Source organism: Bradyrhizobium sp. IC3123 (genome assembly GCF_020193625.1).
Lineage (GTDB): Bacteria > Pseudomonadota > Alphaproteobacteria > Rhizobiales > Xanthobacteraceae > Bradyrhizobium > Bradyrhizobium yuanmingense.
Window position 1 is genome coordinate 56,351 of sequence record NZ_JADYVF010000014.1, and the last position, 22,048, is coordinate 78,398.

The 22,048-nt window shown below is 58.5% G+C and carries 12 protein-coding genes and 6 pseudogenes; 13 read left to right on the plus strand and 5 right to left on the minus strand.

The features are described 5' to 3' along the window. Window positions 1-6: 6 nt before the first annotated feature. Window positions 7-1,063 (plus strand): annotated as a pseudogene (locus I6F20_RS31675) (IS91 family transposase); the annotation flags it as partial. Continuing rightward, a pseudogene (locus I6F20_RS31680) lies at window positions 1,055-1,215 on the plus strand (IS630 family transposase); the annotation flags it as partial. The pseudogenes I6F20_RS31675 and I6F20_RS31680, both read left to right, overlap by 9 nt. A 199-nt stretch (window positions 1,216-1,414) precedes the next feature. On the opposite strand, the pseudogene I6F20_RS31685 reads toward I6F20_RS31680, so the two are convergent. Then, window positions 1,415-2,380 (minus strand): annotated as a pseudogene (locus I6F20_RS31685) (IS110 family RNA-guided transposase). Window positions 2,381-2,455: 75 nt separating this feature from the next. Here I6F20_RS31685 and I6F20_RS31690 point away from each other — a divergent pair. From I6F20_RS31690 to I6F20_RS31715, 6 genes and pseudogenes are all read left to right on the plus strand, one after another. Next, a pseudogene (locus I6F20_RS31690) lies at window positions 2,456-2,727 on the plus strand (transposase); the annotation flags it as partial. A gap of 587 nt (window positions 2,728-3,314) precedes the next feature. Then, the gene (locus tag I6F20_RS31695) at window positions 3,315-4,025 is read left to right on the plus strand and encodes a hypothetical protein (protein ID WP_225129526.1); all 711 of its coding nucleotides are present in this window, start codon (window positions 3,315-3,317) and stop codon (window positions 4,023-4,025) included. Window positions 4,026-4,256: 231 nt separating this feature from the next. Next, window positions 4,257-4,784 (plus strand): annotated as a pseudogene (locus I6F20_RS31700) (M16 family metallopeptidase); the annotation flags it as partial. A 1,604-nt stretch (window positions 4,785-6,388) separates the two neighbouring features. Continuing rightward, a complete protein-coding gene (locus I6F20_RS31705) occupies window positions 6,389-7,138 on the plus strand; it encodes a P-loop NTPase family protein (protein WP_225129528.1) in 750 nt (249 codons plus the stop codon). A 59-nt stretch (window positions 7,139-7,197) separates the two neighbouring features. After that, window positions 7,198-7,917, plus strand: coding sequence for a hypothetical protein (locus I6F20_RS31710; RefSeq protein WP_225129530.1), 720 nt, complete (start codon window positions 7,198-7,200; stop codon window positions 7,915-7,917). A 419-nt stretch (window positions 7,918-8,336) separates the two neighbouring features. Next, window positions 8,337-9,683: an IS5 family transposase gene (locus I6F20_RS31715; protein ID WP_225129532.1), complete on the plus strand. Its 1,347-nt coding sequence runs from the start codon at window positions 8,337-8,339 to the stop codon at window positions 9,681-9,683. Window positions 9,684-9,690: 7 nt separating this feature from the next. Here I6F20_RS31715 and I6F20_RS31720 read toward each other — a convergent pair whose 3' ends face one another. Both I6F20_RS31720 and I6F20_RS31725 read right to left on the minus strand, forming a co-directional pair. Then, entirely contained in the window at window positions 9,691-11,367 is a 1,677-nt protein-coding gene (locus tag I6F20_RS31720) for an NEL-type E3 ubiquitin ligase domain-containing protein (RefSeq protein WP_463671687.1), read from the minus strand. 816 nt (window positions 11,368-12,183) lie between these two features. Next, window positions 12,184-12,429, minus strand: a complete 246-nt coding sequence (locus I6F20_RS31725) for a hypothetical protein (RefSeq protein WP_225129534.1) — start codon at window positions 12,427-12,429, stop codon at window positions 12,184-12,186. Window positions 12,430-16,373: 3,944 nt separating this feature from the next. Here I6F20_RS31725 and I6F20_RS31730 point away from each other — a divergent pair. Then, a complete protein-coding gene (locus I6F20_RS31730; protein WP_275945351.1) occupies window positions 16,374-17,393 on the plus strand; it encodes a cytochrome-c peroxidase in 1,020 nt (339 codons plus the stop codon). 300 nt (window positions 17,394-17,693) lie between these two features. Here I6F20_RS31730 and I6F20_RS31735 read toward each other — a convergent pair whose 3' ends face one another. Then, window positions 17,694-17,855, minus strand: coding sequence for a hypothetical protein (locus tag I6F20_RS31735; protein ID WP_225129537.1), 162 nt, complete (start codon window positions 17,853-17,855; stop codon window positions 17,694-17,696). 711 nt (window positions 17,856-18,566) lie between these two features. Between I6F20_RS31735 and I6F20_RS31740 the strand changes: the two genes are divergently transcribed. The 4 genes and pseudogenes from I6F20_RS31740 to ahpD all read left to right on the plus strand — a co-directional run bounded on the left by I6F20_RS31740 (window position 18,567) and on the right by ahpD (window position 21,510). Next, complete coding sequence (locus tag I6F20_RS31740) at window positions 18,567-19,238, plus strand: ATP-binding cassette domain-containing protein (protein WP_225129538.1); 672 nt, start codon at window positions 18,567-18,569, stop codon at window positions 19,236-19,238. Between the two features lie 442 nt (window positions 19,239-19,680). After that, window positions 19,681-20,228 (plus strand): annotated as a pseudogene (locus I6F20_RS31745) (DUF2478 domain-containing protein). Between the two features lie 172 nt (window positions 20,229-20,400). Continuing rightward, entirely contained in the window at window positions 20,401-20,955 is a 555-nt protein-coding gene (locus I6F20_RS31750; RefSeq protein ID WP_225129540.1) for a peroxiredoxin, read from the plus strand. 6 nt (window positions 20,956-20,961) lie between these two features. Continuing rightward, window positions 20,962-21,510 carry an alkylhydroperoxidase, AhpD family gene (gene ahpD / locus I6F20_RS31755; RefSeq protein WP_225129542.1) on the plus strand — a complete coding sequence of 183 codons (549 nt, stop codon included), beginning with the start codon at window positions 20,962-20,964 and terminating at the stop codon, window positions 21,508-21,510. Between the two features lie 237 nt (window positions 21,511-21,747). Here the strand turns inward: ahpD and I6F20_RS31760 are convergent, their stop codons facing one another. Continuing rightward, window positions 21,748-22,044 carry a ferredoxin family protein gene (locus I6F20_RS31760; RefSeq protein WP_027571403.1) on the minus strand — a complete coding sequence of 99 codons (297 nt, stop codon included), beginning with the start codon at window positions 22,042-22,044 and terminating at the stop codon, window positions 21,748-21,750. Between the last annotated feature and the right edge of the window lie 4 nt (window positions 22,045-22,048).

The window sequence follows — 22,048 nt, forward strand, 5'->3', positions numbered from 1 at the left end:
GACCTGATGGCTCCGGTTCTGGAAGTGGCAGATATCTTCCGCCGCTACGGCGAAGCAATTTCGGCAAGCCCGTGCCGGGCATCTGGGCCGCGTCGAGCGGCGCGTCATGGGCGCGATCACGGCATGCCGGACGGCTGTGCTTGGCGGCCACGTCGAGCAATGCGACGACTGCGGTGCCACCCGCATCGCCTACAACTCCTGTCGCAATCGGCATTGCCCGAAGTGCCAGGGCTCGGCGCGCGCGCAATGGCCTGCCGAGCGACAAGCCGAACTCCTTCCCGTGCCATACTTCCACGTCGTCTTCACCTTGCCGGCGCCGGCCAGAGAGATTGCTTTCCAGAACAAGGCGGTGGTCTATGCCATTCTGTTCCGCTGCGCGGCCGAGACGCTCACCACCATCGCGGCCGACCCCAAGCATCTCGGCGCTCAGCTCGGTGTGACCGCCGTCCTCCATACTTGGGGTCAGCCCCTGCAACACCATCCGCATATCCACTGCGTCGTACCTGGTGGTGGACCTTCACTCGACGGCACACACTGGGTCGCTTGCCGGCCCGGCTTCTTCCTGCCGGTGCGCGTCCTCTCCCGGCTGTTCCGCCGCCTGTTTCTGCAAGAGCTGCAAGCTGATTTCGCGGCTGGTCAGCTGGGTTTCTTTGGCGATCTCGTCCATCTCGCCGATCCCGCCGCATTCGCCGAGCGCCTCGCCCAACTTCGACGGACCGACTGGGTCGTCTACGCCAAGCCGCCATTCGGCGGGCCCGAACAGGTGCTGGCTTGTCTCAGCCGCTATACGCATCGCGTCGCCATCGCCAACAGTCGGCTGATCTCGCTTGCCGACGACAAGGTGAGCTTTGCCTGGAAGGACTTTCGGCAGAATCGTAAAGCCAAAGTGATGACCCTTAATGCCGGTGAGTTCATTCGTCGCTTTCTCCTGCACACCCTGCCGGACGGCTTCCATCGCATCCGCCACTATGGCTTCCTCGCCAATGGCGGGCGCAACGATAAAATCGTCCTCTGCCGTCAACTCCTTGCCGTCCGCAACGCTCCGACTGACCCGCGCGGAGAACGCCTGCGGGCCAGCGTCCCTCACGGCCACTGGAAAACAATAACTTGCGTAGCCGCTCTACCAACCGCGGCATCATCGCCCCCTGGGTACTCGATGGCCCGATCAACCGCGATGCCTCTGAGACCTATGTCGAAAAGGTGCTCATCCCCGATGCTTCCGCCAGACGCCCAACTGGTCCAATTCAGCCTCGCGTGCTCGAGGCGCGTATCCATGATCTGGTTTTCCCGATCCCGTCTCGTTAACCGTTGCGCCATACTCTCCGGTTGACCTTCTCACACTCTCACGGTCCCTGCCGCGGAGCTACTTCGCCGCAGCCGGAACCCGATAAGTTCCGCCTCTCGCCAACAATGCCTAGACGATGCGCGCGGTCTTGTTGGCGAGGGCGACGATCACCAGCATGGGCGGCTTGCGGGCAAGCATGCGCGCAAGCCAAGGATTTGCTGTCGAGCCTTTGCGCATTGCCCAGCGCACGGCCGCGCTCGCGCCAATGATCAGTAGTCGGCGCAGGGTTCGTTCGCCCATGCGGGATGTCTCGCCGAGCTTCTGCTTTCCGCCGGTGGAGCGCTGCAGCGGGGTGAGCCCCAGCCAGGCCGCAAAGTCGCGTCCCCTCTTGAAGGCCTGCGCCGTCGGTGCCAGGGCAAAGAGCGCCGTCGCCGTGATCGGCCCGATTCCTGGGATTGTCATCAGCCGCTTCGCTTCGACATCCTCCTTGGCGCGTCGGGCGAGCTATCGGTCGAGCAGCGCCACCCTCTCGCCCAGTGATCGCAACTGCTCGGCGAGTAGCCGCAGGATCGCTCTGGCCAACTCAGGAATGTCGGTCGTCGATCGCGGACATAGGTTTGGCAACATGAAAGGGGCCTTGCGCAACCACCATCCCAAATTCGGCCAGATGGCCGCGGGTCGCATTGATGGTTTGGGTGCGCTGACGCACCAGGAGGTCGCGGGCGCGAAACACAACGGCCGCCGCCTGCTGCTCTTCGCTCTTCACGCCACGAAACGCATCGTCGGCCGCTGGACGGCTTCGCAGATCGCTTCCGCATCGGCGGCATCATTCTTCTGCCGTTTCACGAAAGGCTTTACATAGTCTGGCGCGATGAGTCGCACCGCATGCCCCAATTTTCCGATCTCGCGCGCCCAGTAATGGCTGCTGGCGCAGGCTTCCATGGCGACCGTGCAAATCGGCTGCGCGGCAAGAAATTTGAGCACCTGGTCCCGGCGCAGCTTCTTGCGGAAAAGTACGGTTCCCGATGCATCCGCGCCGTGCATCTGGAACACATTCTTCGCCAGATCCAACCCGATTATGCTAACTTCCGACATGGACGCCTCCGTTCAAGTGATGGTCAACGACACCACTTTGGCACAGCGATGGCGTGAGGGGGCGTCCACCCCATCAACCTCTCCAGCCACAAAGGGCCGCGCATACGGGAGGTGCTCGCGGCGGCCGGCGCTACGCTTCTCTTTCTTCCGCCCGTACAGTCCCGACCTCAATCCCAATCGAAAATGCCTTCGCCAAGCTCACAGCAAATTTGCGAGAGGCCGCCGAACGCACCGTCGGCGGCCTCTGGGATGCTGTTGGGCGCATCATCGATACCTATACGCCCGCAGAATCCACAAACTACTTCGCCGTCGCAGGCTACTCGCAACTTGATCGGCTAACGCTCTAGCAGTGCGCTTGCACGGCGGGAGTGCACAGGGATTCATTAAGCGAAATCGAAGAAGGCCAGAGATACTCATCGATGCTCATCTCAAGTAGTATCGCCGCAAGTTCCGAAAAATAAGAAAGACTATGCGAACGAGGCTAACGGCCGGGATCTCCTGGGACGTAGACTAACCACCCCTTGGTCCACATCCGATTGACGCCCCGGCCTCCCATCCGATGCCACGTGTGCCGCTCATTGTGCTTCAAAACGTGCCGCAGTCCTCCCCCTCAACAGGCGGCGTCGTGGATCTGCTGAAACTATGGTGCCTGTCAGCATGGCGGCGCCGCCAGAGTCAGGTGAGGCCGTGTTGCACCGGCGACTAGCAATGACGAGTGTCCCCGGTTTTTGCGGCCGTGTGCATCACGAAAGGCTACTGCGCCATTCAAGCGGACGCGTCAGCCAGCCGAAAGGCCTCTGGCCATCAGCCTACCAAAACAAGGAGACGACGGCTCTCTTGTTTGTTTGTAGCATATGCCGTGCGAGCGTACGGCTGACAACAGATGACAAATGTTGCGCCGGAGCGCTCGGACGGTACGCGATTAGGGGCACTGATGATCACGCCGTTTCGACGGAACTGGAGTCCAAAAGAATTATTCGATGCTCTTACGCCAGCGATGTTCGCCGCCGAGCCGTCGGCTGTCCGCGCACGTTGGGACAAATTGTGGCCAGATCTGTACACAGAAGATGACGCCCGGTATCTGAAACAAGAATTAGTGGCGCGAAATCTTATTGCTTCCGATGAAGCTGCGGCATTCTTCAACGCTTGGGCGATTGACGAACGGCGCCACACCGACGGATTCATCCGAATCATTGAACTTGTCGCTAACGGGTCGGAAAAGGATCTTCGGGCGAGATTGGACGCCCGCACGCATGATTTTGGTGCGATCGTTGAACACCTGAAGGACGAATTCTCCTTAATGGTTATAATCGCGTTTGATGAGATGTGCACTTGCCGCGCCTATGCAGCAGAAAAGCCATTTTATGATGCCCTTGGGAACAACACGTTCCATCATTGGCTGCGGGAGGTTATTGCCGACGAGGCGGTCCACTCGATGAACGCGGTTAACGTTATCCGCGCACGCTATCGCGACCGCATCGACCAAGCCGCCACAATTCTCGATAACCTAATCCGCGCGTCGGATAATCTACGCTATTCTGGCACCTTCCTGCTGGACTATTTCGGCGCAGTTTACTCCAAGGAGTTGCTCGCCGACTCCCGCCTCGCGACCATGAGAAATATTGCCAAGCCACTCATCGTGTAGAGCGAGATGTGTGCAGCGAGCCTGGCGAAAGTTGCACCGGCGTCACATCGCCGATCAATCCACCTTTTCTGCAAGTTTACCATTCTATCAGTTGACGCCAAGTTGTCCTGACGCGTCGTGCGCATTGTCGCCGCCGCCACCATCTGCTCAGCGAGCCGTTCACCTGATGGTTGGCGCGCCAAACCTCTCCTTGACCATCGAGCGGATTTCCTCGGAGGCGACGTCCCCAGCGGCGCCGGCCTGACTTCGCGCCTGTTCCGCGAAGTCCGCGAGAAGCGCGGACTGGTCTATTCGATCCGTGAGAACCTGGTCCGCTGGATCATTCAGCCATGTTTCTCGGCAATAGCGCCACCTGCGCCGATCGTGCCGACGAAACGGTCGAAGAAATCGAGAAGCAGGTCCGCCACGTCGCCGAGGAAGGACCGACTCAGCAGGAGCTCGATGATGCAAAGTCCTACCTGAAGGGCTCGCAAGCGCTGGCTCTCAACACATCATCAAAGCTGGCACGAACGCTGCTGCAGCGTCAGCTTGACAAGCTGCCCATCGACTATTTCGAAAAGCACAACACCATGGTCGATTTGGTGACGTTTGGAGGACGCCAAGAGAGCAGCGCAGCGGCTGTGGGGCGGGGGTCTGCTCACAATTATCGTCGGCCGCTCCCCAAAGGACGCAGCGCGGCCGAACACCATGCCAGCGGGGACAACACCCCCGCCAGGCGCCGAGCAGCTAGGCGCCGCCCCGACGGCGCCACCGAATTGACTTTCTAGCAGCCCAGGCGCTTAGCAAGCGCCTCCCTGTTGCGCGCAGAGTGTCTAGCCCCCGCCTTTAGCTCGCGGAGATATTCGATCATCGGGCAGTTACCATGCGGCCGCTCGAGTGCCGCTTTTGCTCAATCGCTTTGCCAAACAAGGCGGCAGTCCGGCGTGAAGTCTTCAGCGTAGCGAAATGCAAAAATAGAGCCATCACCAAGCAAGACGGCCTCGGCGGGGGCTACGCTGAGGCAGAGCTTTCACTGTGGTCGTGCCATTGGAGGAATGGCACAGACGTGGAGATAACCGCTTACCAAATAGCTTGTTCTTAATTTCTTTTCATTTCCGGCCTGACCAGCGATCGCCGGATCGGAGCTCTTCGCGGCGGCAGGGGATCGCTACTTTCCGCGGCCTTCGGCGGCAGCAATGAGGTCGATACTTCCTGTTTTCCACCCCTCCCTCGATTGTTGCAGTAAGCATCCGCCTTGATCGCATTCAGTTGTGCTCGAGTTGCGTTACCCTGGTCGGCTGGCGTGCGTACCGTGGCGCCAGCGGGATCGATGCCGCCTAGAGCTCTAGGGGCCTAACAAAGCTTCGGTGGTTGCCCCATGAAGGATATGAAGGTGAGCATGACGTGGCTTTACGCCCAGGCCGAATATGCAGACCAATTATCTAAAGCGCGACCGACCAGAAGAAACGAGAACTGGACGCGCATCTCGCACCGGCGGGCTTGCCTAGCAAATCAAAAAGGTGGTCAGAGTGGGCGCTTCAAAAGTGTAATGTACACCGTCTGCCGCACCCCCCAGCGAGAGCGCGCACGCGCCAGGCCATCGTTCATTCCCTGCAGATTCTTCTCGACCTGCACGTAGCCTCATCGGCGAAATCTGTGCCCAAGACAAAGATCGTCCCGGTCGCTCGACGCCGACTTTCTTTTGACGAAGCGTCCTCGATATCGCTTCGTCACCGCCATCGGCCGGCGAGCCCCGTGCACCCTTCGATCCTGTTCCCATGACACGATACCTCGCCTCGGCGCGAACAGATGCATGCTTGCTGTTTGCGTCAGCATCAGCGCTCGCATATCTCGATATTCTTCAGCAGAGTGAGAGTTCGGTCGTTCAGGGTCATCTCTCAGTGATTGACCAGCCACTTCGCTGTCTGCCGAAAAGACGACGATCTGATCCAGCATACCTTTGATGATCTGCCAAGTCATAGTTGGACCGCGTAGCACCGCCTCGATTGCGCTTCCACCGAGCTCGCAATCTGACGCTACGTAAGATTCGGCCGCTTCATGCCAATCATAGCAGCAGCGATAGATATCCTATGGCAATCGCCACGATCACCACAGGCAGCCGTTGATACTTGGTGACGCGCATTCCAGCCGTTTACAAACCTCACGTAGATCACCAGTACAAGTGATTTACTCTCCATTTTCGGCCTGCATCGTCGTTGCGATCCAAGGACGTCACTCGCTTGATGTTGAAAACGTTCATCGGTTGCAGAGCTCTCGCATCGAAGGTTCATTGCCCCTTCTTTCTGCCATGTTCGCACCCAAAGCAGAGACGCGCCGGTTGCGTACTTTGCGCGCCGCGATAGCGAGTGTCTCAGGAGATTTCCATGGTGAAGCCAGTTGTAATTGTGGTCGGTGCGGACAAGGGAGGTGTCGGCAAGACGACCGTATCACGAACGCTACTGGACTACTTCAGCGTCAACAACGTGCAAACACGCGCATTTGACACGGAGTCGCCGCGGGGAACGCTGAAGCGCTTTTATCCCGAGATCACCGAGATCGTCGACATGACGACGACGGCGGACCAGATGAAGATCTTCGATACCCTGAACTCAGGGCTGTCCGTCACTGTCATCGATGCTCGCGCAGGCTTACTGTCCTCTGCGCTGGCTTCCTTGCGCGACATCGGATTTCTGGACTCGGCGCGGTCTGGCCAGATAACATTCGCCGTGTTCCATATCCTGGGATCGTCCATCGCCTCGCTAGACGAGATCGCGGAAACCGCGACCTTTATGAGCGGCGCGAAGTACTACCTAGTCAAGAACTTCATCAACGACACTCAATTCTTCCAGTGGGATCAAGCGACATACAATTCCTATTTTCACCGCATCAAACATGCGACCGAGTTGGTCATACCGAAGCTTAACGAGATGGCCTATGAGCAGGTGGAAGTCGCATCCGTCCCATTCATAGACTTCGTCGCAAACAAGGGGCGGAACGATGAACCTGCGAACAACTCCTTCGTGCTGCGCGGCTATGTCCGGCACTGGCTGGCAAATGTCTGGAACGAATTTGATCGCATCAACTTGACGGAATTGGCCGGCGCCAAGTCCGCCACCCGTGCCGGCGAGAAGTAATCGCATATTCGGCGAGCTCAGGCCGGGCCCACGTACGAAACGAAATTGATCTGCTGGCTATGTTAGCGACCCCAATCTACATTATCTGCTCTCCTAGCCCGCAGGTCGGTAAAACCCTCATCGCTCGGGCGATGAGCGAGTTCTTGCTGCTGAAAAACGGCACAGCGCTGTCGTTTGATGTCAACTTGAAAGAGCCATCGTTGCTCGACTACCTCCCCAACATCACGGAAACCGCGGATGTGATCGACACTTACGGCAAGATGCAGCTGATGGACCCTCTTATCATCCACGATCGGGTACCCAAGGTGATTGATCTCGGATTTCACGCCTTCGACGAATTCTTCAAGATGTGCGAGGAGATTGGCTTCATGAAGGAGACGGCGCGCTGCTATGTCGCCCCTATCATCCTCTACGTCGCGGGCGCAGACCGTATCTCCTTTCGCGGTTATGAAATGCTGCGCCGGCGAATTCCGCCGGCGTCGCTGGTCACCGTCCACAATGAATTCGTGCTGCGCGGCGGATTACCTGATCCGATGGATGGCGAGCGGGTGATTCGGATTCCCGCACTTCCGCTGTTCCTCAAGAGATATATAGACCGTCTTGGCTTTTCCTTCACGGGATATCTGCGCAACGAGAAGGACTGGTCCACCGAGCTGCATCAATGGATCCGACGGAATTACAGCATGTTTCGCGATCTGGACTTGAGTGTGATGCTGCGAGGGTCCTATCGATCGCGGGGGACGGATATCGATAGCCTACGTTTCACAAGGACCACTTGAGATTTCGGTCTGCTCGCCATCTATTCGTCCGGCCTATGAGTGGTCGTTGACCAATGACTTCAATGGCGTTCGCAACGCGAACGCATGAATTGCGGTATACGACTCTTCGCTTGGATCGCGCATCTTTACCGTGATCGTCCGCACGGACCGCGCGACCGGTAATTGACGTCAGCTCATTCGCCGGATGCCGCAAGTAGACACGCCCGTCCTCGAAAGGATCGATGACTGTCTTGACCTTGTGAGCAGCTAGGCAGTCGTCCGTGAAGAGTGGCTCCGATTGAGCTAGAATCGCATTTGTCGTTGTGGACTGTTTTGCGTTTGCAGGGGTTTGATGCTTCGGGCGTCGGAACCTTGCAATTTCATTTTCGGGATTCCGTCGAATCGCCAACCATGATTCCGTCATCGCATCGGAGGTGGCGATGCGACCGAAGGAGCACAGGACGACGGGATCGGGCGATCTGTTCCGGGCCAGGCTGGACCAAATCATCAATATGAAGCACGAGCTGGTTCAGCTCGCCGGCAAGGTCGATTGGGACTGGATCGACGGCGAGATCGCGCCGCTCTATAGCGAGAATGGTCGGCCCGGGATCGCGAGCCGCTTCATGATCGGGCTGTTGCTGCTCAAGCACATTTACGGGCTGTCCGATGAGGGGGTGTGCGAGCGCTGGGTCCACGCCCCATATTTCCAGTACTTCACCGGCGAAGAGTTCTTCCAGCACGCATTCCCGCACGAGCGCTCGGACCTGAGCCACTGGCGCAAGCGGCTCGGCGACAAGCTGGAGCTGTTGCTGGCCGAGAGCTTGCGGGTGGCACACGAGGCCGGCGCGTTACGCAGCCAGGACATCAAGCGGGTCACAGTCGATACCACTGTGCAGCCGAAGGCGATCACCTTCCCGACCGATGCCAAGCTCTTGCACGCGGCGATCAAGGGGCTCAACCGTCTGGCGAGGAAGCACGGGGTCAAGCTGCGGCAGTCCTATCTGCGCATTGCCAAAACCGCGACAATGATGGCGGGACGCTACGGCCATGCCAAGCAATTCAAGCGGCATCAGCGGCAGTTGCGCATCCTGCGCAGCCGACTGGGCCGGATCATCCGCGATATCCGCCGCAAGATCGAAGGTCAGGCTGTGCTTGAGAACACGTTCGCCCTCCCGCTCAGCCGGGCCTCGCAGATCCGCTCGCAGCAGCAGCGCCAGCGCGGCTTCAAGCTTTATTCCTTCCACGCCCCGGAGATGGAGTGCATCGGCAAGGGCAAAGCAGCCGCGCCTTACGAGTTCGGCGTCAAAGCCTCCATCGTCACCAACAACCGCCGTTCTCCCGGGGGCCTGTTCGTGCTGCACGCCAGGGCGCTACCCGATAACCCGTACGACGGTCACACCTTGCGGGACGTCATCGACCGCACCGAGACACTCACCGGCTGCGCGATCGAGCGGGCCTATGTCGACAAGGGATACCGCGGCCACGACGCACAAAATCCCCGACGGATCTTCATCTCCGGCCAGAAGCGCGGCGTCTTCGGTGTCATCAAGCGCGAGCTGCGCCGCCGCTCCGCCATCGAACCCATCATCGGACACCTGAAGGCCGATGGTCACCTCGGCCGCTGCTACCTCAAAGGCCGCGCCGGCGATGCGGCTAACGTCATCCTCTCAGCCGTGGGCCACAACTTCCGCCGCATCCTCGCCTGGCTCAGAGAACTCTTGTGCCTCATCCTGCTCCAGCTATGGCGCACGTTCGGCTGTCGCGCCGCGCTCAATTCGCCTTCTTAACGGACGACTAGGCAGATCGACGGGCCCTTGCGTCGGAGGGCGCTCTTAGCTCAATGCCGAGTTTCCCGAGCACCTGGTGCATGACCGCGCTTTTGATCTCGCGGGCGATCTCGTTGCGTATCTGGGCACCGAGCACCCGCTCGGCATCGGCATCGCCTGTCAGACCATGCTCGGCCAGTCGCTCATCCAAGCGGGTTTGAAACTGTACGCCCATCGCGTCGACGAGGCGCTCCTGCATTTCAGCATAGTCTTCGGGTGCGATGCGCCTCACCACGCTTTCCCATGGTTGCCAGCGCGCTGCTAAATAGTCCGGAAATTCCGCGGCTTCCTGGTTCCGCACCGATGCCTCGGCCCTGGCCACATCGTCCTCGCTCACGTGAGAGACGTTCATGAAGCGCATGTCGGGAGCGATGTGCCGCAGCTCCAGCGCGTCCCGCAGCTGGGTCTGATAGGCAAGGTAGACCTCGATCTCATCGACGTCGGGATAGGCACGACGAAGCGAGTTGACCCTCTCGCGCGCGATTCCGTCCAGAGCTTCCAAGCGAAACATGACGCGGCCGTGCTGGAGCAGTTCGCCCAGTCGCCCATCATAGACGCCGTCCTCGACATCAGCGTTCAGGCGTGCAGTCTGCATGCCGTTCCAGGCCAAAGTAATGCGATCTTCGCAGCTCGCATTCGCTCCCGAAGCCAACTCGAAATACTCCTCGCGCAAATGCGGCCTGACGGCTGCCTGCCGCAAATCTTCGGCGACCGCTTGGCGGAACGCCTCGTTGCCATAGTTCACCGTGCCCCGGAGCCTGTCGAGGAAGCGTGCATAGTCCGCGGCCCCCGGTTCATGGGCGAAGTGCTGCCAAGTGGCCATTGCCGTGGGCTCGCCCTCGAGCCAGTCCGCGGCAACCTCTTGCAGGGACCGCGGCTGAACTTCCACCGGTCCATCCGCGGTTGAGAAGAAAACCTGAGGGCCGGCATAGTCTCCGGCATGCATCGCCGTTGCCAAGCCGGCCTGCACCCGCTCGGCGAGCGGATTATTCTCCAGATCAACGCTCGAGTCACTGCTTAGCTGCGTCAGCAGGGTCTCGGGTACGTTGGTCAGATAGTTGTTGCTGGCGCCGAGCCATATCAGCTGGGGCGGGACCGTCTCAGGCAGGCTGGTCAGCCGGTTGTGGCTGGCGCTGAGCCATTCGAGCTCGCCGGGAAGAGGTTCGGGCAGGTCCGTCAGCTGATTGTACTCGACGTTCAGACGCTGGAGCCCTGCTGGAAGCCCGGGCAGTTGGGTCAGGCGGTTACCGCGGGCGTCCAACTCCTGAAGCGTTGCTGGTAGGCGTTCGGGCAGGCTGTTGAGCTGATTGTCATCGACATTCAGGCGGCGCACCCCGGCCAGAATGGGCGCAGACAAGGCGGTCAGGGACAGAGACGACAGATCTAGCAGCTCGTTGATATCACCCGCGCGCCGCCAAGCCCTCGTTCGACTGACCGCCTGTTGCCGATCCTCATTTTGCCCCTGCCCGTCTTCGGCAGCCCAATCCGTCAACACCTCCTCCTGCCAGGCAGTGGCCTCGGCAGCGGACGCCTGCACGTCCGTCAAGGCCTCTCCCCATTGCGATGCGCCCGCAGAGCCCAGTTCGGAGCTTTCCGAATTGGAAGTTGCGGAAGGAGTACCAGGGCCGAGCTGTTCTGCATTCATCGATGTCGTCTTTTCGGTAGCAAAAATTAAGCGAACTCGCCGGGGCGGCGCATCTTAGAACCGGTAATCCCCAACCATGGATGGCGCTCCACCGGCTAACTGCAATGAGCTGCGATCACAGAGCGGGGCCGTCACGCACGACTGGCGCGAATACGCTGCTGCGACACCGAGGAACTGCAGACGGTGCAGCGAACCCGGGCGAAGTCTCGCCTCCTGGATCGGTTGATGTTGAGGTCCACCCTGGTCTCGCCTGCCAGATCTGTGCCCATTGAGCCGAGCCTGCAAGCGAGTAGCGACGTTCATGATACGAGAGCTAGCTGTCGATAAGCTGACGGACCGCGGAGCGACAAAATGGCGAATGGTCCCCATCAATTTCTCAACCTTAGGCTCAGCGCCCCGCAGGCGAATGAATTCGAGCTGGGCCGACTGATGCCGGGCGCCGGCACGCCGGCAGCGGCGCGCTTGCGCCGGCAACTTTGCTGTCGCTTGCGGCGAGGCGGCCCCACTTCTCCCCGCGTTCAAACGCTTGTGTTATAGCTGAGCTTAAAAGCTTGCAGCCCATCGCGCCTAACGCCGCTCGCCCTTGGCTACGAGACCCGCGCGCACTCAAATGCTAACAACACGGGCCCGTTAAATTCTCCGATGACGAGTTCCTTGCGTTTTTGACATCGGCCACGTGAACCGGCCATCCCCCTCGGCTTACCGTCGCAGACCTCGACAGGCAAGCGCCCATGAGACGCTCTTGATCCGTGCACGTTCGACTGAATGACCGGACGGCTGTATCTGCACTGATGCGACAGAGTTTATATGTCGAGCTCAGTGTAATCGAGCGGCGCCGCGATCAATGAACTTGAGCATCGACTGAGACTTGTTGATCTCGCATGAAACTCGTTTCAGTATACGTATTGCTATCTCCTCGGTCGCAATCAGCCCCACTCTCTCGCAGGCTACCCCAAAATGATGCATCACCTGCTCCTCGGAGGGTGCGATACGATTCTGCAACACGCTGGTCGTCAATGACGAGAGCATGTGCTCGACGACGTCATTCTCCGCCTGGCTCAAGACCTAGTCCTTCTGATTTTTTGTTCAGTTCCTTTGGCGACCACATCGCATAGAGTGTCGCTGCGACGGACAGTCATCTTCAACATCGCAGCTTCATGCCCGTTGAACTCTGCTTTCGAGAGATGGTCGTTTACCTCACCTGCTCGGACCGCTTATCCTCAGCACACGCGCACGGCTTCAGATTGCGTGAGTTGCACGATTCTGATAGCTCCACAGCGGCATTCCGCTCTTTTGGAGTGTGCCGACCGAATGATGGTACAAATATGGAAGGGGCCCTAATTCCGACCTTCCCAATCAGAACGCCGTCAAGATGCGACACTCGAGAAGCTATTCTCTGGCAAACGTCCTGGCCGGCCTAGCCTCCGGCCTTTCGGCTCAACGCATTGCATGTCGTGGCGTAGCCCACGATCTTCCGACGCGGATGCTTTCCTCGAAACTCCAGAAATCTAGATTGAAACTCAACCGCCGCCCCTTTCCGGAACATCGAAAGGTCGACGGTGCGCAGTTGCTTGTTGCGCGTGACCACCACTGTTGAGCATTTAACGATGTCGCCGGCGCAATCGATTTCGCCTAGCGCCCTCGTGAGGGTGGTTTGAAAGGACATAAGGCCTTCCGAGCTTTCACCGCAGCGTTCTGCGCGGCATCAGTGCTGCGGGTCATCGCCTCTGGCCGGAGTGACCGGCTATTCCGTTGGAGTATCTGCTTGCGAGCGCGGGCTGTTTAGCCAGCGCGCTTTCGCTGTTGCGTTAAAAGCGCCTACGGCTGTGGTCAACCATATTTCTGCTGCCTGCATCATTCCATCATTGCGATCTGGCGACTCCAACTGATCAGTGTAGGGGCAATGGCTGGCCCGGCGCCCCGTGTGACGACGGAAATGGCTTTCCTGGCCATCGCCCGCAAAACGAGAAAACTAGCAATCAGCAGGCCGTCCTCTCGGTCTCCATTTGCGTTGCGCCGTCAACGCATCAGCAAGCGGACAACCTGTCGCAACGTGAGATTCAAGCTAATAAATCGGTCTTCTGAGGCGTGCACAGCGGATGTCGATAGCAATGATTGTCTGTGGAATGCTCATTTGGCTCGACACTGCGTCCAGCCGACATTTTACCTTGGATCCAATCCCGGCGCGTGCGTTTCTTTGATTGGCTGGCGCGCGCCGTGGATCGCAGTCAGCCTGGCTCGCCTTCCTCAAAATCGCACCACCGCGGCTTTCCCATTATGTTGATGAGGTCCACCTCGGCCCATCGATGATTCATCGGGTAAGCGACTGCGAATGGCCGTAGCAGCGCGGGACCGACCACCATCGGAGCTCGCAATGAAGCCGCCATCGCCTTATGCCGCTTGGGCCGCTAGAGGTCGACATCGCTACGTTCGGGCTCGCGAGCTGCTGGCCTAAGTCAGGTCGCGCCCAGCGCCTGAACAGGCAACAAAGCCGTCAAACGCTTGCATATTCCGCTGCCATCGACCATGGGGACATGCGTTGTGTGTTACCAGCTCCTGCTTGAGCCGTCTGCGTGGCGGGCATGGGCTTAACTGCTCTCCGGTGTTGGCGCACCAATCAATGAGCGCTGGAATTGTGCAAGGCACACGACCGCGGCGCCGTGAAAACGCGAGGATCTGCCGCGATTTCTCGTCACACGCGCGGTGTAGGGTGATATTGATTGATAGAGTTGCATACATCCAACTGCTCGCCGCCTACCGCGAAGAACAGGCGGGAGGTCGCAAGTTCTCGGATCAACTATTCGGCAGGAATGCGGAGCCAAGGAATGGCCGCTCGGTGACGATAGATATGCTTGATACCCCAGGGACGAAGTGAACTAGATCTGTGATGACTTCAATTGATGATACATTAAGTGAGATCAGATGGCTGCGGAACGAAGTCTGGCGCTGCCGTCGATTCCTTAAAAGGGACCTACCTGACGCAGAGCGCAAGGCCGTTGAGAGGCGTCTGCTTGAACAGCTTTCTGCCTTTGAACGGCTCTTGTCGACGTCGTTTCCTTTGACTTTGAGCCCTAAAGTGTATTCGGCCAAGAGCACCACGATCGGACGAAGCGACTCCCCTGAAGCGCCCATCGAGAACCCCGCAATGGCATCAAGCGGTTCCTCCGGGAAGTCGATGGGCGGCTAAGAGGCTTCCTAGCTGTATCTGTACCTTGAGCCCGCCAGTCAAGACCAGGCTAATTCCCAGCTGAGAAATCTGAGGAAGACCGCTATTGAAGAAACATCCAACGCGAGGATACCGGCGATCTTTTGCCAGTTGTAGCCGATTTAGCCAGCTGCCGGAAAATACTTGGTTGCCGGGCACAACGCCATACCATGATGAGCAGCACGGATTTCTGCAAATGTCCGGCCGCAACCACTGCAGTTTACGCAGATTCCCCTTCCGACCAGTTAGGCCGATGGCAATCTCACGACGGCCTCAAAGTCAGCGAATGGCAGCAGCTCAGAATAAAGCGCAACTGCTGCAGTACGAAATCGAAGTTCGGAGCGCATTACAACCTCGTAACACGCGTGGGCGCACATCGATCGTTGATCGAGGCGAATCGATTCACAGAGCTCAGTGCCCCTGATAAATGAACTGCGGCTCGGCAGGCTGATGCTTCAGCCCGATCGACTTTCGGCCAAGGGCCAAACTCCGGCTCCCGTCAGTCTGGAACACCTAACTGTCGCTCGATTTCTGCGACTGCCGCTCGGACGCCTCACTCTCGATGGAGGACGACCGGAAGCCTGTTGAGACGCCGTCTCGGTCGGTCGTTTCTCTCCGCCGCGATTGGCATCCTGCGGCGGCATTCTCCGCGCAAGTTCTTGAAATTGTCCCTAAGACAAAACATGGCCACGTCCGCATCGCCACGCCCTGTAAAGCGGTTACAGAAGCGCATCACGTCCGGTCTGCAGGAGGTCAAGACTTCCTCGGCCCGCCGATCTCGCGCGCGAGCGTAGCCTGTGCACCACGCCGTTGCGATCGCGATCACGATCGCAATGAGGGCCGCTGCACAGCGATGCGCATTGGGAATCCAGCTCATTCGTCGCTCATGACCCACCAAATCTGTCTTAAGCCGCATATCGGTAACTATTACTCTTTCCTCAATCTGTTTACCGGCGCCTCGGCAGCCATGGTCGCGCTGTTGCGGGGCAGCCGCAATGATTACGGCCTCCCGAATCATCGTCCCGCCACGAATAACACGCTCGTTGCGAAGACACGGAGGTCCAACAGAGATCGGCTGTTTAGCATGTGCGGCGATGCTGGCTCCCAATATGGCGTTCTGCCTTCGCAAGGCCTACAACCTGACGCTACGGTCGATTCAAGCACTTTGAGCGTCGTCCGGCATGTGTGAATCGCTCTGAGACGGGCATGCCCTCATTGGGCGCAGCAGGACGAACTCCCGACAACTGCGCGCCGGACCGGCTGCCTCCGGGGTAGGAACGTTACCGATGCTGGTGGATGACGCTTAGCTTAGTGAAGCGGTTGAAGCCGCAAAGGGCACGCATCGAGACGATCAGTAACAAACTGCGTCGACGCAGCTCCTTTTGTTCGCGATCCGATTTGCAGAGTCAAAAGAGTTCGGTAGATGGGTTTTCCGAGAAGCACAGAGGTTTGGACCGACAGGCCAGGATACCTTGCCTGGTGGTGATTGTCGCAACTGCCACGTACCGTCCATGACAGCCTCATGCGGCCTGCTGCTATTCACGGTGCGCAATTGCTTGAAACCGGCTCAGCAGCTTCGACCTTGAGCCCCGCTGGCACACCGGTTGCTAGTAACACCGGCAGAACGTCAGCCTTGGTGCGGCCTAGCCGGAACACGGAAGACACCATTCGACGTTGACTGCTACAGGTCTTTCTGGGACCGAGGGCTATGTTCGCGAATCCACGATCTAGGAGAAAAGCGAGACTTCACATGAGGAGATTAGCGGTACGCGAGTTTTCCAGGGTCGGCAGGTTAAGTGTTATGGCCTCAGCCATTCTGGTTTCGCCAGCAGCAGGCGCCAATGAGGATTTGATGAGCGCCGCCAAGCGCATTTTCAAGCCGATTCCCTCAACCGTTCCAGCGGTGAAGGACAATCCTATTACCCATGAAAAGGTCACACTTGGCAAATCCTTGTTTTTCGATCCGAGGCGATCGGCGAGCGGGGTTATTAGCTGCAACACGTGTCATAACCTTGGGACGGGCGGGGTAGATGCCGGCCCGACGTCGATTGGTCATCGCTGGCAGCTGGGGTCACGTCGTGCGCCAACAGTCTATAACGCAGTCTTCAACGTGGCGCAGTTCTGGGATGGACGCGCGGCGGATCTTAAGGCGCAGGCCGCGGGCCCTGTCCAGGCCAGCATCGAAATGAATGCGACGCCCGATCGCGTGCTCAGAACATTGAATTCAATGACCGATTATGTCGCTATGTTCAGCAAGGCTTTTCCCAACGATGCGACGCCAATTACGTTTGAAAATTTCGCCAAGGCCATCGAGGCTTTCGAGGCGACCTTGATTACTCCCGCCGCCCCATTCGATCAGTACCTCGAGGGCGATGAATATGCTCTCACTGATCAGCAGAAAGCTGGGCTAAAGCTATTCATCGCAAAGGGATGCTCCTCTTGCCACAACGGAATCAACGTCGGTGGACAAGAATACTTCCCGTTCGGCATGATTGAAAAGCCCGCCGAAAGGCTGCTTCCGAGGGAGGACAAGGGTCGCTTTGCCATCACCAAGGATCTCGGGGACGAATATGTTTTCCGCTCCGCGCCGTTGCGGAACGTCGCGTTGCGCCCTCCTTACTTCCATTCCGGTCAGGTTTGGAGTCTTAAGCAAGCGGTTGGCGTGATGAGTGAGGTTCAGCTTGGCGCAAAGCTCAGTGATGAAGAATCTGACGAGATTGTAGCGTTTCTGAATTCGCTCACCGGGCAGCTGCCAAAGATCGATTACCCGATGCTGCCAACGCGGACCATTGCAACCCCAAAACCTTGCCTAGACAAATAAGCCTTCACGATAGCGACACGCGGCGTTGTGATTAGCGAGGAAGATACCGCTGCCGCAGCGAAATCAGGCGATATCGCGGTCCAAGCTGGAGCATTTAGCAGGCTGCAATTGCGAGCCTCGAGTCCCAACGGTTCGTCGCTGACGCAAGAATTCCTTCGGAGCCTGTAAAAGTATCCAACTTGGGCAGCTCAATCCTGGGTCACCTCGCGTTGCAACAAAGGCCCGCGCGCCTGAGATGCGCCCGCGACCGGTGCGGCCAGGAAGACGTTCTCCCGTAGCTCGCGGGCACAGCATCTCATCTCACATCAGCCCTTTTTCCCAAGCGCCCCGCTGCCGACTTTCACCTCCGCGCACACCGGAAGGTGCGCCAAATCGGGTGACATGGACTTGTGCATCATTGACGAGTTTTACGGCCGCATGTTCGCCAAAGCACCATCTCCAATGCAAGAGGCGATCGATCATCCTCAGCTTCCACTTCGTAGCTCCTGCATGTGCGGTTGGTGACGCGAGCGTCCAAAGCCCTACAATGACATGCGGCGATTTACGCCGAGTGGAGCCCGATACAAAGCCTCCTTCACCGCTAGACGCGCAGATATTCATTGAAGCGGCACGCGGATTGCTGGGCAGGGATCAACCAGTCGCGACGGCGGAGCCGGAGTTCCAATGAGGCTTATCCGATTCATCCAGATCGATCTAGCTTTGATGCTGCTCGCACCCGAGAATGCAGGGGCCACGACTATGGCGACCGGCGCAAACTTCAAATCGGCTAGCAACGCTGTGGGAGGCTTGATGCGGATTTCTGATCCCGAGCCAGTATTCAGCTCTGGCGCGAGCCGACATCTTTACCGTCAAACCTCTCAAGCCGGGCCATTTGGACATTCAGCAGAAGCCCTCGGCTTTGCCAAGCAGGCTGAGAACGTCGCGTTGCTAGGTGTCTCATTGGCAAGCGCAACCGGGCAGCGTCCGATTGTCACAATCCTCGCGGCTGGGAGATGAAGACGCCTCTGGTCTTAACACCGTTCTGCAGTTCGCCGCCGCACCTTATGCCCTCACCCGAGTAGAGACGCCGTGCTGGAGCGGCACGGACTGGATTTTCGGAGGCATGGTCATGATCTCCATTGCAGTGATTGTGCTCGTGTCTTGGATGGGAAGATACAGCACCGGCGCAGGTTCATGAGAGAAGCAAAAGCGGGCTATATAGAGGTTACGTTCAACGGCTCTCTCGCAAACATTCCGCTAGATGCGCAATTCAGCGTACCAGCCAAAGGCGTCACAGCGACTTTTGGTCCGCCCGGGTGCGGCAAGACCACACTCGCGCGCTGCATCGCGGGCGTGCAGCGTCTGCCGAACGCATTTTGTGCGGTCGATGGAGAGATTTGGCAGGATGAGACGACATTTCGACCGCCTCATCTGCGTCCCGTCGCATATGTATTCCAGCTACCAACTCTTTTCTCTCATTGGTCTGTACGGCGCACCCTTCTACATAACGCGTCAAAATCGACACCGACACTGATCGATTTTGATGGTGTGGTCGAATTACTCGCCTTGGCGCCACTGCTCGAGCGTTCGCCATCGCATCTTTCCGCGGCCGAGCGACAGCGACTTGCGCTTGGCGGCGCGTTGTTAGGCCAGCCTAGGCTGCATTTGCTGGACGATCCACTCGTTGTGCTCGACCGCTCCGCCAAATGCGAGATCCTACCATTTCTCGAGCGCCTGCGGGAACAGCTCCCACTGCCGATGATCTACATCAGCCATGACATCGCTGATATCGAGCGTTTTGCCGATCATCTTGTCATGATGAAAGATGGCGTCATGACTGCGGCAGGGCCGCTCCATGTCGTTTAGAGCGAACCGGCGCTTGCCAGGCGCCGCGACGCGGCAGTCTGTCTTGATACCGTGGTCGGCGGCTACGGACGCTATGGGCTGATCATGCTCCGCCTAGAGGGGGCACGCCTTCTGATACCTGGAGTGCCGCTTAGACCGGGCGCGCAGCTGCGGCTCCGCATCGCAGCCGGCGACGTCAGCATTGCGTGTGAGCGCCCGCGTGCAAGCTCTATCCTCAACGTATTTCCGGCACGCACAAAGCCTCTCTGCCGTTCGACGAGGCAGAGGTCACCTTCTTCTGACTGTTGAAATTGGCCGTTCTGGCGTAGCTCTTGGCGCGCATCACGCGCCGGTCCTTTGATGCGCTACGGCTCAGCGATGGAGCGGACGTATTCGCCGAGGTCGCTCGCGCCGTTCCGCTTGCGGCTGCCGAGCGGTGCTTGCAACACCCGCCACGACCCGCATGAGAACCTCGACAGATATTCCCCGACAAGAGAAACACATCAACAGGATCCCAGCCGTGATCGATGATCTGGATCAGATAGGTCCGTATAGTGTGGGGGCAATTCACTACCGCCCAAAAGACGATGCCGATAGGCTACTCGCCCAGTTCGCTCAGGATATCGCGCAGCAAGGCCTACGCTTCGGCGGCATCGTGCAGCGACACTCGATGCGCGCAAATGTGACGCACGTCATGATCACAATCGACGTTGCGACGGGACAAGAGATCTCGATCTCCCAGCCACTCAGCAGCGGAGGTCCTGTAATCTCGGTACAAATGCGCTTGCCAAGGCCGCAGCTGTCCTTTCCCAGGCACTTCGCAACAAGTTCGATCTTCTCATGACCAACAAATTCGCCAGACAAGAAGCAGCTGGCCGGGGCCTGCGCGCCGAATTCGTTGACGCGATCACCCGAGGCGTAGTCCTAACGGCCGTTCCGAAGAAATGCCTTGCCGACTGGCGACCCTTCAGCGCGGGCGTTGGCACGCTGCTGCCTTGTGATCGTAAATAGTTGGAGCGAAGCGCTTGGCTACTGATTTTTCAGAACTTAGCGCTGATCGACTCTCCAAGCGCGCGAGCATGCTCGTATCAAAGCCGCTGGAATCCACTCCCGAGAACGGATGGCATATAGTTTGCTTCAACAGTGAAATCACGATCTACAAAAGCAAATTTGTGAGGACAGCATGCTCGGAATTGGAAGTCAGTTGCCGCCGTTCGAAATCACAGGCGTGAAGCCAGGTTTTCAAGCGCAGGAAGAAGGAGGACAGAGTGCATTCGAGACGCTGACCGAGGCGAGTTTTGCAGAAAAATGGAAGGTCATCTTCTTCTATCCCAAGGATTTTACCTTCGTCTGCCCGACAGAGATCGCTGAGTTTGCGCGGCTCTCCAAGGAATTCGCCGACCGCGATGCGATTGTACTCGGTGGTTCGACTGACAACGAGTTCTGCAAGCTCGCTTGGCGGCGCTCACATGTCGACCTGCACAATCTGCCAATCTGGCAGTTTGCAGACACAAAGGGAACGCTCGTCGATGGTCTTGGCGTGCGTTCACCTGAAGGGGTTGCTTATCGTTACACCTTTATTGTTGACCCCCAAAATACGATCCAGCACGTCTATGCGACCAATCTCAGTGTCGGGCGCAGTCCTAAGGACACGCTCCGCGTTTTGGACGCGCTGCAAACCGACGAGCTCTGTCCCTGCAACCGCGAAATCGGCGGCGAAACCTTGAAGGTTGCTTGAGGCAGCATGTCGTCGATCGAACAACTAAGCGACAGGATTCCAGATTTTGCGAAGGATGTCAGGCTTAACTTGACCTCCTTGGTGGCCGATGAGACGCTTTCGCCACAGCAAAAATACGGGCTGCTGCTGGCGAGCGCTATTGCCACCCGCAACGCAGCCCTGATTGCCGCGATCGAATCGGCTGCCGCCGCCGTGATGACATCTGTGGCGATCGCCGCAGCAAAAGCCGCAGCCTCCCTCATGGCAATGAACAACGTTTACTACCGCTTCGCTCACCTCGTTTCCAACTCGCAATACAAGACGATGCCGCCACGGCTGCGTATGAACATCATCGGCAATCCCGGCGTCGACAAGTCCGATTTCGAGCTGTGGTCGCTTGCGGTCTCGGCCATAAACGGCTGCGGTGCTTGCATCGATGCCCATGAGAAGACACTGAGAGCCGCGGGCGTCAGTTCCGAAGCGATCCAGACCGCCGTACGCTTTGCCGCGATCATGCAGTCAGTGGCGATCGCAATCGAGGCCGCTGGGCCCACCCCCTCTCGGGCGAGGGGCTGATCCTTCTTCTGCCATACGATCGACTGCGTTGTGGCGCCACTCAGTGACGCCACAACGAGCCCTTTGCGGCTCCCGAACGAGCGGGACATCTGCAAATCATGTCTTGCGCAGCGTCCGCATGAAGAGCGTCTTGCTCGAATTCCAGGCGCCGTGCAACTGACGCGGAATGCGCCACACATGCGGTGAGATCCTATCGCCTAACCTCGGTCGCACCACGGCCCGCCCTTTTTTCCACCATCACCCAAACTTGAACAGCACTCCATATCCGCCGCGCGGATGGCTCCATTCGATGTCGCCGGTGGGCTCGGCGATCACGCGGCAGGTACCGCACTCGATGCAGCCGTCAACGGTTATCTCGACCTGGCCGTCGTCATTGAGCTCGTAGCATCGCGCGGGGCAGGCTTTCAAAAGTGCAAGTAGCTGCGGCGATGGCGTCGTGTGCGCACGGACCTTGACGTGAGGATGACCGATGTCGACAAGATAGCGGTTGTAATACAGCTTGTCTTCGACGCGCACTGGGGGTTCGACATTCATGCTT